Below are 13439 nucleotides of genomic sequence, written 5' to 3' on the forward strand. Positions count from 1 at the left end.
TCTCCTTGCTCACAAATTAGACATACATGTTGGCCGTTAAGCTCTTAAATAATAGCCTGACGGGCGGCTTGAACGCCGGCCATCGCCTCACGTAAAGTGAAACAAGACAGCGGCCCGCCTGCGGACTCGCTGCCTGCTTCGCTATTTCGGGCTTCCTCCGTTTATCCCAAACAACTCCCGGAATGCTCTGCGCATCCCCTCAGCTCCATATGTTTGTCGAAGCTCTCCCGTATTCCCGTCCAGCACCACATTCCCATCCCTTAAAAAAACGATCCGATCCGCCAAAGCTTCGGCAATTTCCAATTGGTGCGTGGAGAAGAGGATCGTCTGGCCTTCGGCGACTGCCTGGCGAACGAGCATGACGAACGTATCCATCCAGTAAGGATCAAGGCCATTCGTCGGTTCATCCATAATGACGAGCAGCGGCCGTGCCAGTATCGCTTGCGCGAACAATACCCGCTGTCTCATGCCCTTAGAGAAGGAGGCCACGGATTTGCTGCCGGTATCCGAGAGACCAACCATCGATAACGCTTCCCGTGCACGGGCTTGCCCGAGTCCGCGAAGCCGGGCCCAGAACAGCATGGTCTCCAGTGCCGTTAATCCTGGACTAAAGCGATAATCATCCGGCATATAACCGATGTGCCGGGCATATTCCCGCCGATTGTCCCGGCATGTCTGCCCGTTGACGGTGATAACACCCTTCGTCGGGTGCAAGATTCCCGCCAGCATCCGCAGCAAGGTGCTTTTTCCAGCTCCGTTGCCTCCGCACAAAGCGACCGCTTCGCCGTGAGCGACCTTCAAATTCAATTCTTCAATGACAACCTTTCCCTTAAATGCCTTATGAACCGCATCGAATCGTACGAGCTGATCACCCACGACCTCTTCCCCTTTCCCATAAACCATAAGCAGCGGCAAGAGCAGCACCTATCCATACGAGCATCACACCCGCAAAAACGGGCGTGCCCCAGGGTGAACGGATCCATATCATCCATTTGTAATATTCAGGCCCCAGCGTCGAGCCTCCTCCTAACTTGACGACGGTAAACAAACGCGTCAATTCAGCCGGATTCAGAAAAGTAAGTGTTGTTATCGCCGGCTTAATCCAGAGATATGGCATCATGCCCAGCATAGCAATGAGGAGCGATGGCCATGCGATGACGGTGAAGAACCAGACGCCTACCGCTATCGTTAAAGCCTGCCAGCGGTTGCGGGCGAGCGTACCGATCAACATGGCAATGCCGAGATAAAACAGAGATAACCCGATTGAGAAGCCCAGCAGCTGCTTGTACGTTAAAAAATCAAAACCGCTGCCGAGAAGCCAGCCTGCCGACCCGGACAGCCCGAATCCGAAGGCGACGATGGAGAGCAGCACTGCAGACAGCCCGATATATTTTCCTGCCAGAAACGGCCAAGTGCCAAGCGGATACGTCGATAGCAGCTCCCAGTTGCCCTCTTCCTTCTCGCCGGTTAAGGAGAATGAGCCCAGCATCAGGGCCATCAAGGGGAGCAAGTACAACGCCAGGTTTAACATGGTTCCGCTGGTGCCGGAAAATCCGCTCACACCCCCTTGGGTATGTATGATTAGCAAACTGAGCATGAATACTGCGAAAAGAGCCATGAATGAATATGCCCAAGGGTTGCGAAACCCGATGTTCATCTCGCGTATAGCGACGTATTTCATGTCTTTCATGAGCCATGGCCTCCGGATGCGGGAGGTTCAGGAGGTGTCGAATGCCCTTCTTGATGCGCTGGAGGATCATGATCCGCAGCTTCATCTTGTTCCTCAACAGGCGGGTGACCATGATCATGTATCCCTTCCATATCCATCATGTCGCGATTGACCTCCCACGAATGATCACGGAGCTCATCGGCCGTCATCAGCTTCCCCGTACCTTGTTCTTCAATATAAGCTTTGGCGTCTTCTTCCTTCTCAAATGACAAAATCCCGTAAGCCATCGGCGTTTTGTAGGAAGGATCATAAGCATAGTAAGCCTTCTCGTAACGAAGCCATTGCTTGCTGTTGTAATCCCGGACGAAGGCGGCTCCGATCGTATCGGTCCCATTCTCGATCTTCCATGTGTTCAAACAACCGATATCATCGAATTTAAGCGATTGACCGTCTTTGGTTACGATTTGAGTCGCATATTGATCATCTTTAACCGCCATCTTGCAGATCACGCATACATCCGTTTCCTCGTTAATGGCTTGCGGTTTATAAGCTTCTCCCCCGCAAGCGGATAGAAGCAGCAGCAATGCTGCGAGGATCGCATTCAATTTCATTCCTTTACTCATGACATTCGTCTCCTCATCCAAAAAAATAGTGTCCCGGTACATCCTAATAACACGAGTCCGGCTATCCCTGTAAGGGTTCTCCCTTCCGCATCCCCGATCTGGTTTTCACTCATAGGAGGCGTCATTAACGGAGCAGCATCCGTAGTCCAGCGATCCCGGTCACTTTGATAGAGCCCTTCGAGGAACACCATCCCCGGGGATTGGAAGAACAATTGGAACGCCGGGCGTTTTTTCGTCAGTTCCTGAAACAACGGGTTAATCGCGTATGAAATATCGCTGTTCCCGTCTCCATTTGCATCGATGCCTCGGAAATTGTCCCAATAGTTTTCGATGATCCTATTGTCCTCGCTGCTCCGTGCCTGGGCGTCCGCAACATTGCCGGTAAACCGGTTGCCGGTGATGGAATTGGAGCTGGAGTCCAGAAGCTGGATCCCCACAAAATTGTAACGAACCTCGTTATTCTCCAATCGGTTTCCTGTCGACAGCTCAACATACAGGCCGACCCGATTACCATCAACCGTATTGTCTGCCAGAATCGAATCATGCGTGTCATACAGCAAGATCCCTTGCGAATTCACGTTTTCGCTTTGCTTGGAGAACGAGTTCCCGATAACGGATACTTGCCTGGCCGTCATCACCATGGCACCGGTCACATTCAAGCTGCCTTCGTTTCGTTCGATGACCGTTCGATTCGTGTACATGCAATGGATTCCATACCGGGAACGTTCAATCCGGTTTCCGGTTACACGCGTATCATCGCTGTTTTCCATATAGATGCCGTCATGAACATCTCGAATCGTATTGTCCATGAACCTCCAGCGATGCCCATTGAACACATCCACGCCATTCCCTTTGTCCGCCAGTCGCACGCCTTCAGCCGCCCAATCGATCGTAGTATTCGTCACCAAGCCTTCATCCGCGTCACGGACCGCAATTCCATCCCCGCCAGTCCGAATGTAGAGGCCGTTCAAAACAGCTCGATGACCTCTGACGAGCACCGTTGGCGTTTCCTTAACCATTCCGTCGGTAATATGGAGTCCGGCAACCGTTGTGCCGTCAGCATCGATCGATAGGGCAGGAAGCTGACTTCTATTAATTAATTCGACGTTCCCTTCACCCTCCGTCCGTATCGTTAACGGCTTGTTAACGACAACCGGTCCCTGGTATGTGCCAGGCTTCAGCACTAGCGTGGCCCCCGGATTGGCCTGGTCCACGATCTCTTGAAGGCCCATCAGCTCGTCCTCCGCCCGGGCCGGACTTCCGTGCATCATCGCCAATACAACCAATAGTGCGAGAAGAGCCCATTTGTTGATTGACCTTGTCATTTGACCTCGACCTGCTTCTTCTTCGTGATATGGATATCGTCCTCGTACAAGTGAATATAGACGGTATAAACGCCCTTGCCCGGGAAGGTGAATGCTCCGCTGAATACGCCATCCCCTTCATGAATCGCATCCATAAGCACCGGCTCATCTCCAATCCGCACATCGAAAGTTGCCCGTGCCGTGTCCGATACCTTCATTCCGGTAACCGTTACTTTCATATCCGCCTGGCTTCCTGCGATGACGGTCTCCGGATTTGTCGTCAGCTCCGCTTGAACAGTTTCCAAATCAACAGGTTCTTCGCTCGAACAAGCCATCATCGTTCCGATAAGCGATAGAACCAACACGAGCGAAACGATCCTTTGCTTCATATGCTTACTTCCCTCCCTCTCCTGTACCGATGTAATATCCCAGATTGTAGCAAGTTCAATCGTTCGCTCCTATAACTCATAAGAGCTATTTCCATAGTTGAACATCGACACATTTGTGTCGGGAAAGGAAAGGGCTTTATTCCAGAGGGGATTCCATGGCTCTAAGGAGTCATGGTAAGGCAGCACCATTTTCAGTACAATTGAAACCGTTATTTACCAAAGAATATGGAGGATAAACGGAATGTCACGAGCTCGCAAATCTTCAATGCGCCGATATGTTATGGCAATCATCATTCTCTGTATCGCTGCTGTGGGTTACTTGGTGCTGCAATCCTCGTTCCGTTCGGATTCGCTTCCGGTCAAAATGGAATCCCCTGGATTCGCATTAACTGATCTTGAAGGTGAAACCGTAACGGACAAGGATTTCGACGGGAAGATCCGCCTAACCTCATTTATCTTCACACGATGCCCGGACATTTGTCCTGCGACAACCGCGAATATGGTCGCGCTTCAGGCAGAGCTTCAAGAACAGGGACGTTTTGGGAACGGCGTTGAGTTTGTGTCGATCACGTTCGACCCGAATAACGATACGCCTGAGGTGCTGCGGCAATATGCGGATCGAATGGGAATCGATCAGAGCGGCTGGACCTTGCTTCGTGGAGAAGAACATGAGGTGAAGGAGCTTGCTTCCCAGTACAATTTTTCGATCGTACGCCTGGATGACGGCTTGTTTGCGCACTCCGTCACATCACTGCTATTGATTGACGGCCAGCAGCGTGTACGCCGTATTTACCGAATGGGTGAAGATATGGAGAATGATCAGATTTTGGCCGATATCCAGACCTTATTAAAAGAACAGCAGCGGAAATCCTAATCCGGCTGCTGTTCTTGTTCATTTCAGGCAATATCGCGCTGTTCATGTCCACGCGCCATGAGGAGAAGCTTCCTCCAAGGATTGATATTTCCTCAAGGGATCCTAGACATGCGCATCCGCTTCTTCATTGCCTTGTTCTTGTTTCTGCGCGCGCACGGCCAGCCCAAGTGCTGCAGCGATCAGCAGGAATGCCGCGAGTGCCAGCATCGGAATGGTCAGCCACCCGAACCAATTCAAGTAGTCGTCCAGGCAAGACACCGGCCCGCATGCGGCGGCATCTGACGAACGCGGAAGCTTTTGAATGATGATATGATAAGTTGATATGCCTCCGCCAATGACAATCAGGGGCAGGATGTAAGGAATAATAAATGTCTGCTGCCTGTAAGCCGCGATACCCAAGAGAATGACTAATGGATACATGAAAATCCTTTGATACCAGCATAAGACGCATGGCGTGAAATGCCATACTTCGCTAAGAAACAAACTGCCGCTAGTGGCCGCAGCTGCTACCAGCCATGCGAATAATAACCAGGCTCCCGTTTTATTCATCGGTTATCGTTTCTTCCTTTCTCTTGTTGTTCGGCCAGCCATGCGGAAACGGATGCAAGATCCTCCTCACTCAGCCGTTTTCCGAAAGCCGGCATGCCGCCCTTTCCATCGGAAATAATCCCGGCGATCTCTTCCTCGGTGAGACGGCTTCCCACGGTTTGCAAATTGGGACCGACTCTTCCTTCAAGCTGATCCCCGTGGCAGGACAAGCAGCGCTGTTTATAAACAGCCGGGATCGGACTCTCCGTGTTTGCCGTCGCTTCACCACTCTTCTCACCCCCGCAGGCTGTCAATAATCCTACGATCACCAATGTCAATATTGGTTTTAACCCAATGGTTTTCATGATGATTCTCCCTTCAACCTTATCTCAAATCCGTTGCATTAACCTTCTCATTGTCTCTCGATTGATAGTTGTTTTAAATGGCTCCTTCGGGCTATAGATGTATGATATTAACCTGTAATGCCGTCACTTCTGTGAAATTTGCGGTTGGAGGATAGATGGCCAATATACAAAAAAATAGCTGTCGAGACATTCTCGACAGCCGGAGCCTGAACAATCGGTTTTTAACGGTTGGTGATTCGTCGCATTTCTATCTTTACGCCTCGTCAATCATTTGCCGCTCAATGAGCTTCATCTCATAAAAATATCCCTTTTGTTCCATCAGCTCCGTATACGTTCCCGCTTCAACAACCCTCCCTTGGTCCAGGACAACGATCCGGTCCATTTTCTCCAAACCGGTCAGCCGATGGCAAATCAGCAGGAGGGTATCATCGGCAGCTTCCGTCAACAAATGCGAGAGAACACGCTGTTCCGTCACGTAATCCAGGGAAGACGTCGGTTCGTCCAGAAGCCATAAACGTCCCTTGCGCAGCATCACTCTGGCCAAGGCCAAGCGCTGTTTCTCCCCATCTGACAAATTCTCTCCTTTTTCATATACGGGATCATCAAGCGATTTGTTCGGAAGCAGCGCTTTCTCCAATACTGCCGCCAGCTCCTCGTCTGTATAGGATTCCTCGTCCAGCAGCAGGTTGTCCCGGATCGTCCCCCGGAAAAAATGGCTGTGCTGCAGCACCACATTCGACGCCTGCCAAATGCTCGCTTCATTCAGATCTTGAACCGATATATCGTTCAATCGGATCTGGCCGCTTGTTGGCACGCGCAGCTTGAGCAGTAAATCGATGAGGGTTGATTTTCCTGAGCCGCTCGGACCGACAATCGCGGTCTTGGATCCCGGCGGAATAGACAGGGTAATGCCTTTCAGCGCAGGACGCCATTCATCTTCATACTGAAACGAAACACCGCACAGCTCGACTGATACGGCTTTATCGGTGGATAAAGCACCGCTTGGCTGGGGCTGCCGCCGATCAGCGTCAAGAACCGTTTCCGCCAGCCTATTGGCCGCATGCTCGCTATCCTGCTTATAAGCAGGAAGTGTGGCCATTGGGGCCGCCTCTTCAAATACAGTCAGCGAAGCCATGACCAGCATGGCGAGAAATACGCCGGCTAGCGAACCGTTCATGATGAATACCGCGCCAAGGACCAGCACTCCCCAGGAAATAAGATAGGCCACGAAAGCATGCAGCGATTGACCGCGCAGCAAGTGGCGCGCTGCCGTCTCCTGCTCGGCCGCCAATGCGGCGGAGGCATCCTGCAGAAGCTGCTCGCGCTTTTTCATTTGCCCGTATACTTTTAGATCGCGGTAACCATACAGCATTTCGGCCACTTCCGTGGACAGCTCGGCCCTTTTCTCGCGTACGCGCCCCTGTCTTCTACGCTGCCCCAGCAGCACGATTCCAGGAACCACAAAAGCCGTAATCAGCATCCCCAGCACGAACAAACAGGCAATCCAGATCGAAAAGACGGAGGTGAATATTACCGTAGCCAGAAACACCATGACAACAATGACCGGAGGATAGGCGACGCGTAAAAAATAATGCTGCAGGCTTTCCACATCCCCAACGATTCGTGCAAGCAGGTCTCCGCTGCGGTTTCTGCCCAAAATGCCGGGGGTCAAAGGAATCAGCTTGGCAAAAAATGAGGTGCGCAGCCGGCTGAGCATCGAGAATGTCGCCCGGTGGGAATACAAGCGCTCGGCGTAGCGGCTAGCCGCCCGCAGCAATCCAAGAATCTTCACGAGGGAGGTTAGGACGATCAAGGTATAGAGCGGCGGGGCAAATACGGTCTGGGAGATCAAATATCCGCTAGCGGAAAACAGGCTTACCCCTGCGATGCCGGCAATGAATCCGCCGACGATTGCGATGGCAATATCCTTCCGCTCCTGAATCATGGCTCTGGTTAGAATCGCCAGCTCACTCATGCAAATCCCCCTTTCCGCTGCGCATTGACCATTTCGGCATACTGGGGCAGCCGTGCAAGCAGCTCCTCATGGCTCCCGCTGTCCAGAAGCACTCCGTCGTCCATATACAATATCCGGTCGGCATGCCGGATCGTGTACAATCGGTGGGCTACGGTAATCATGGTTGCGCTGCCTGCCAGCTCGGCAATGGACCGCTGCAGCACGCGTTCGGTGTGCAAATCCAGTCCCACCGTAGGCTCGTCGAACAAAATAACCGCGGGCCGCTTTAAAAAAGCGCGCGCCAGCGCCAGCCTTTGCTTCTCGCCCCCTGATAACCCCCGGCCTCCTTCGCCGACGGGGGTGTCATAGCCTAACTCCAGTTCGTCTGCAACAACTGCAAGCCCGGTGGCCTTCGCGGCCTCCACCATTTCGTCCCGGGAGACTTCCCGGCTTGCGCCAATTGCAATGTTCTCGGCTAACGTACCGGCAAAAATATAGGGATGCTGCGTAATATAACTAACTTGGTCAAACCATAGAGCCTCGTCCATTTGCCAACGCGGGCGTCCGTTCACCAGCACTTCCCCCGACGTCGGCTTCAGCAGCCCGGCAAGAAGATGCAGCAAGGTGGTTTTGCCGGACCCGCTTTTTCCGACGATGGCGATCTGCTCCCCCGCTCCAAACGATATAGAGCCGACTGCAAGCTCGAACGAATCCGGTGCATACCGAAATCGGACATCTCTCAGCTCGATGGTTGGCGGCATCCGAATCGAGCTCCGATCGGCAAACCCAGGAGTATCCGCTGGATCCATCTGCTCGGTCTGTTGCGTTTTATCCATATTTTCGCCGCCATCCTGCCAATTCGTTAATAAAGCCTCGGTTTCACTTCTTTCCGCGAGCAGCTCCTCAACTTTACGAATTGCCCCCATGCTTGTACGCCCGCTGTGAAAAGCCGTTCCCGTGTTTTTTAGCAGGCTGTAAAACTCAGGCACCAGCAGCAGGATAAAGAACGCGGTCTGAAAGGACAGCGATTTGAAAACAAGCAGCTGCAGGGCCAGCTCAAGCGCAACAATGCCTATGCTCAGCATGACGATGGACTCCAGCATGAAGGTGTTGGTAAACGCAATCCGCAGAATCCCCATCGTGGCATCGCGATAGCCTAAGCTGCTGCGTTCAATTGCCTGCTGCTGGAGGTGAGCCCGCCCGAACAGCTTGAGCGAAACCAGCCCTTGAAGGGAGTCTAGAAACGTGCCGGAGAATTCGGCCAGCTGCGCAAATTTCTCCTCCGATTTGTTCTTTGTTTGCAGCCCAACGAGAATCATAAATATCGGGATAAAAGGAGCTGTCGCTAGCATTATCAAGCCGGAATTCAAATGCTGAGCAAAAACCATAATCAAGATCAGGACAGGAATAACCGCTGCTTCCATCATTCGCGGCATATACTGGCTGAAGTAACTGTCCGCCTCATCCACGGCATCCAGCGCCACACTCACCTTGCCGCCCGTTTGCCCGCGAAGCGACATCGGCATCGAAGCATTGGACAGTTTACGAAGCACCGCTGCTCGCATGCTCGTTTTGGCACTGGAAGCCATTTGCAAGCCGATTCTCCCGTTTCCATACGACAGCAGCGTCCGCGCTGCCATCACGCCAATCAATGCACCAAGAATACCAGCAACCGACGCCAAGGACGATCTCTGAACAAAAATCCTCTCGACTGCTTCGGCGAGCAGCACCGCCTGGACTGTGATGGCTGCACCGAGCGCAAGCGACGTGAACCCTAAGAGGATAAGACGTTTCCTCTGTGCAGACATTTGTTCAGACAGCAGGCTGCTTTTCTTTTTCAAGTAATCTCCACCTCCTGTTTACGCACTCCCTCCAAGGTAATCCTAATTGTAGCGGGACAAGCGCCCACCTTATTTTTTGCCTTTGACATAATCCGCATCAAACAGAAAGAGCCGGAAGACCAGAATCAGGGACGGGATCAGCAGACAGAGCCCGCCGATAAAGGCCGCAACAAGCGCAGCTCCCATCGACTCATGCGTAGCGCCGCTCTGAATGGTAATGTACGGATCCAATATATATGGATACTGCCCGATGCCGTACGCGAAGAACGCGCAGAAAAATTGCAGCATGACGCAAATGAAGGCCAGTCCGTATCGGCGTCCGCTGTACAGCAGCCACAGCGCGATCATGAAGAAACCAACCGACAGCGCCAGCAGCCACCATAAGTCCATCATGTTCTGAAAATGCCGCTCATTATGTTGACTGAGATAAATAAATGCCGTGAGCGCGGCAATAATCGTCGGCGTGCTCCAGAACATGGCATAGGTCCGCATCAGCTTTAGGGCTGGCTGATCGCCTGCCCGGGAAGCGTAGAAGGCCAGGAACGTACCGCTAATAAACAGCACCGATACGATAGCCAGCGCCACGATGCTCCACGACAGCGGGCTTGTGATCAGCGCCCAATAATCCAGCGTAACCGCGCCTCTTGCCTCTGAGATAAAACCGCCTTCGGAAAGCGTCAGTGCGACCGACAAGGATGCCGGTATTAACAAACCTGTAGCCCCGTACAGAAACAGATAGACGATGTTTTCTTTGGAGCCGTAATTCTCGAATGCGTAGAAGGAACCGCGAATGGCCAGCAAAATCACGGCAATGCTCCCCGGAACAAGCAGCGAAGAGCCATAATAATAGGCCGTATCAGGGAAGAAACCGACGATGCCGACAAAGAAAAAGACAAAAAACACATTGGTAATCTCCCAAACCGGCGATAAATAGCGGGAGATCAATCGATTGATCAGATGATCCTGTTTGGTCAGCCGGGCATAGAAGGCAAAAAAGCCAGCGCCGTAATCAATGGAGGCTACAATTAAATAGCCGTATAAAAACAGCCAAAGCACCGAGATGCCTATCAACTCGTAACTGATCATACCGGCTCACCCTTTTCCATGGATTGAATAAACTTCTCTTGCCTTAACGATTCGAGCTCGGCCTCTGCCGGTTTGTTACGGAACAAGCGTCTCAGGACAAAGACACACATCGTGCCGAGCACAATATACAGCAGCAGGAACAGGAAGAAGAGAATCCTCACATTCGGTGATGTCGTAGCCGCCTCCTCTACGCGCATATATCCGCGAATAATCCACGGCTGCCGTCCGAGCTCCGCATAGAACCAGCCCAGCTCAACACCCAGAAACGCCAGTGGGATGCACGCGACGATGGCCCGAAGCAGCCACTTATTGAGCGAATTTCGTTTCTTCCAGAACAAGAACAAGAAATACAGAAATGCGACGGCCAACATCACAAAACCGATCATGGCCATGAAATCAAACAAATAGTGTACGAGCAGCGGCGGCCATTCACCTGGCGGAAACTCCTCCAGCCCCTTCACTTCGGCATCAAAGTCTCCAAAGGCCAGAAAGCTGAGCGCTTTCGGAAGGTGGAGCGCACCCACGATCTTCTGCTCCGCATTCAGCCAGCCCAATAAAATCAGATCCGCACCGCGCTCCGTCTCAAAATGCCATTCCGCGGCGGCCAGCTTCTCCGGTTGATGCTCCGCCAGGAATTTGGCGGACAGGTCCCCGGCTAAGGTGGTCAGCACGCTGAACACCAGAACAATAGCCATCATGAGCTTCAGCGCTTTTTTGTAATAAGCCGATGCTCCTTTTCTCAGAATAACGTAGGCTGCAATTCCCGCCAGCAAGGCGGCTCCCGTCAAATAGGCCGAGGTTAGGACGTGGAACACTTTTGAGGGAGTTGCCGTATTCAGCATCGCTTGCACGGGATCCACGGCCGTAAAGTGGCCAGCCTCCATGACAAAGCCTTCGGGCTGATTCATGAATCCATTCACCGACGTGATGAAAAATGCGGACATGCCGGCCCCCGCTACAATCGGAATTGTCAGCAGCCAATGGATATACGGATTGCGAAACCGGTCCCACGTGTACATATAGATCCCGAGGAAGATGGCCTCAAAAAAGAATGCAAAAACCTCCATAAACAAAGGAAGCGCGATAACATTCCCTGCCAGACGCATAAAGTTCGGCCACACGAGCGCAAGCTGCAATGCAATCGCCGTTCCGGTCACCACGCCCACTGCCACGGAAATGACAAAGCCCCGCGTCCACCTTTTGGCCATGAGCAGGTAATGCGGATCCTTCTTGCGAATTCCGACGAATTCGGCAATGGCGATCATCAGCGGCACCCCGACGCCAACCGTCGCAAAGATCGCATGAAACGCAAGCGTCAGCCCGGTTAGCCATTTGCTCCAAAGCACGGTATCTATAACCAAAATAAACTGCCTCCTTTCAAAACCCTGCACACTCGTTGATCGGGATAAGCCCTAACCAATACATACCCGATATTTAAACGATATTATAACGAAGCAATCTCTCAAATGAATCACGAAAGCGTCTCGTTCATGAAAGCATCGAATCTTTTCGACAACTCGGTGAAAAACAAAAAAACCACTCCATCGAGCCATTGAAGCTTTAGCTGATGTGTGGTATTTGCGCCTTGAAGTTCTCGGCGGAAATTTTATGGCTGACTAAATTCTTGCATTTTCCATTAATACATTAAAACTGGAAGATTCTCTTTAAGAAGATTTGGTCAAGACGGGAGTTAACAAGAACAGCCAATCTCTTTCTTCGCGGACTGGAAGTAATAAAATAGGACTCCTCGAACCGGTAAAACGTATCCGGATGTAATCTTCATTGACGCACCGTAACGTACTAATAAGAAACTTCCCATTAATCGTTATGCTAAAATTCTCTCCGGATTGCTCTTTTAAATCCAACTCATCACTTATACCACCAATCTCTGCCGTATTTGACAAGAGGGTCAATCTTCCTTCTGATATTTGCATTGTTACGAGATGATAACCAGCCAGCACAGACACGCGATCTAGCAATTGTCTAAATGATATATTGTCTAGGACAACCTCGGATACATGAATATGTGGGACTAGATTTCGGGTTGAGGGATATAATCCCTCAATCACTGCCGATTTAATAAGCAAATTAGGAGTCATAAATCTTATTTCATAATGATTTAATTCTATCACTACATCGGTAAAGCCGTCATTGGTCAGCATTTTAGCTATATCTATCAAACTCGTAGCAGGGATAATGGAGATTCCCGTCCACCCAGCATCGTTCTCAATCGGGATTGAGCATCTAGCCATTCGCACGACTCCATCTGTAGCAATCATCGTGAGTTGACTTCCTTGAATCTCCAAGCACACCCCCATAAAAACCGGTTTAGCGTCAGTAGTTGAAGCGACCCCCGCTACCTGTTTAATCATAGGTACTAACAAGTTGCACGGTACAATAAATTGATTGGTTGTTTGCTGATATTTATTTTGAGAAAAAAATGGGATGTCAGTATGTAACATCCCGTTCAACCGAACCTGTGTACTTCCGGATGTTATATATAATATTCGCTGTTCAATTACCTCAATAATTACAATATCATCCACTAATTTACGGCTAATTTCATATAAATAATTCGCTTGACAGGTAATACTCCCTTGATTAAATATTCGGACCTTACTATCTGAAGTGCAAACCTTGTATTGAACTGCCAGACTTGTACCAGTACCGCTAATAAAAATCCATTCATTCTGAACCAATATGTTTATTACAGATATCATAGACCCGCGACCGTTATTTGATACCGCTTTATATACATGTTGAATGGCCTTGACGAGTAATTCCCTTGAAATGTGTATTAACAACG

General features: G+C 51.0%; 13 protein-coding genes. 1 reads left to right on the forward strand and 12 read right to left on the reverse strand.

Features of this window, described 5'->3' with window-relative positions; translation table 11 throughout:
* Positions 1–141: 141 nt before the first annotated feature.
* Genes NSQ46_RS15880 through NSQ46_RS15900 form a run of 5 tightly spaced genes read right to left on the reverse strand, consistent with a single transcriptional unit; the run spans position 142 to position 3985 of the window.
* A complete protein-coding gene (locus NSQ46_RS15880; protein ID WP_342573907.1) occupies positions 142–876 on the reverse strand; it encodes an ABC transporter ATP-binding protein in 735 nt (244 codons plus the stop codon).
* Positions 869–1690: an ABC transporter permease subunit gene (locus NSQ46_RS15885; protein WP_007131329.1), complete on the reverse strand. Its 822-nt coding sequence runs from the start codon at positions 1688–1690 to the stop codon at positions 869–871. Before NSQ46_RS15885 ends, NSQ46_RS15880 begins: the two co-directional genes overlap by 8 nt.
* On the reverse strand, positions 1687–2292 hold the full coding sequence (locus tag NSQ46_RS15890) for a nitrous oxide reductase accessory protein NosL (RefSeq protein ID WP_007131328.1): 606 nt from the start codon (positions 2290–2292) through the stop codon (positions 1687–1689). Before NSQ46_RS15890 ends, NSQ46_RS15885 begins: the two co-directional genes overlap by 4 nt.
* On the reverse strand, positions 2289–3617 hold the full coding sequence (locus NSQ46_RS15895) for a right-handed parallel beta-helix repeat-containing protein (protein WP_341342007.1): 1329 nt from the start codon (positions 3615–3617) through the stop codon (positions 2289–2291). Before NSQ46_RS15895 ends, NSQ46_RS15890 begins: the two co-directional genes overlap by 4 nt.
* Positions 3614–3985, reverse strand: a complete 372-nt coding sequence (locus NSQ46_RS15900; protein WP_144868521.1) for a hypothetical protein — start codon at positions 3983–3985, stop codon at positions 3614–3616. The genes NSQ46_RS15895 and NSQ46_RS15900 overlap by 4 nt, the downstream gene beginning before the upstream one ends.
* A gap of 241 nt (positions 3986–4226) precedes the next feature.
* On the opposite strand from NSQ46_RS15900, the gene NSQ46_RS15905 reads away from it, so the two are divergent.
* The gene (locus NSQ46_RS15905) at positions 4227–4859 is read left to right on the forward strand and encodes an SCO family protein (protein ID WP_007131325.1); all 633 of its coding nucleotides are present in this window, start codon (positions 4227–4229) and stop codon (positions 4857–4859) included.
* 102 nt (positions 4860–4961) lie between these two features.
* On the opposite strand, the gene NSQ46_RS15910 is transcribed toward NSQ46_RS15905, so the two are convergent.
* The 7 genes from NSQ46_RS15910 to dnaN form a co-directional block, all read right to left on the reverse strand.
* Positions 4962–5408, reverse strand: coding sequence for a disulfide oxidoreductase (locus tag NSQ46_RS15910; RefSeq protein WP_144868519.1), 447 nt, complete (start codon positions 5406–5408; stop codon positions 4962–4964).
* Positions 5405–5752 (reverse strand): cytochrome c, encoded by a 348-nt coding sequence (locus NSQ46_RS15915; RefSeq protein WP_251534954.1) that lies wholly within the window; start codon positions 5750–5752, stop codon positions 5405–5407. The genes NSQ46_RS15910 and NSQ46_RS15915 overlap by 4 nt, the downstream gene beginning before the upstream one ends.
* A 253-nt stretch (positions 5753–6005) precedes the next feature.
* A complete protein-coding gene (cydC, locus tag NSQ46_RS15920) occupies positions 6006–7727 on the reverse strand; it encodes a thiol reductant ABC exporter subunit CydC (protein WP_251534956.1) in 1722 nt (573 codons plus the stop codon).
* Complete coding sequence (gene cydD / locus NSQ46_RS15925; RefSeq protein WP_251534959.1) at positions 7724–9547, reverse strand: thiol reductant ABC exporter subunit CydD; 1824 nt, start codon at positions 9545–9547, stop codon at positions 7724–7726. Before cydD ends, cydC begins: the two co-directional genes overlap by 4 nt.
* Positions 9548–9616: 69 nt before the next feature.
* Positions 9617–10633 (reverse strand): cytochrome d ubiquinol oxidase subunit II, encoded by a 1017-nt coding sequence (locus NSQ46_RS15930; protein WP_341033472.1) that lies wholly within the window; start codon positions 10631–10633, stop codon positions 9617–9619.
* The gene (locus NSQ46_RS15935; RefSeq protein WP_007131319.1) at positions 10630–11994 is read right to left on the reverse strand and encodes a cytochrome ubiquinol oxidase subunit I; all 1365 of its coding nucleotides are present in this window, start codon (positions 11992–11994) and stop codon (positions 10630–10632) included. The genes NSQ46_RS15930 and NSQ46_RS15935 overlap by 4 nt, the downstream gene beginning before the upstream one ends.
* 303 nt (positions 11995–12297) lie before the next feature.
* On the reverse strand, positions 12298–13437 hold the full coding sequence (gene dnaN, locus NSQ46_RS15940; protein ID WP_167324119.1) for a DNA polymerase III subunit beta: 1140 nt from the start codon (positions 13435–13437) through the stop codon (positions 12298–12300).
* Positions 13438–13439 lie beyond the last annotated feature (2 nt).

Origin of the sequence: Paenibacillus sp. FSL M8-0142 (assembly GCF_038597315.1) — a bacterium.
In the GTDB taxonomy this organism is placed as follows: domain Bacteria; phylum Bacillota; class Bacilli; order Paenibacillales; family Paenibacillaceae; genus Paenibacillus_AQ; species Paenibacillus_AQ lactis.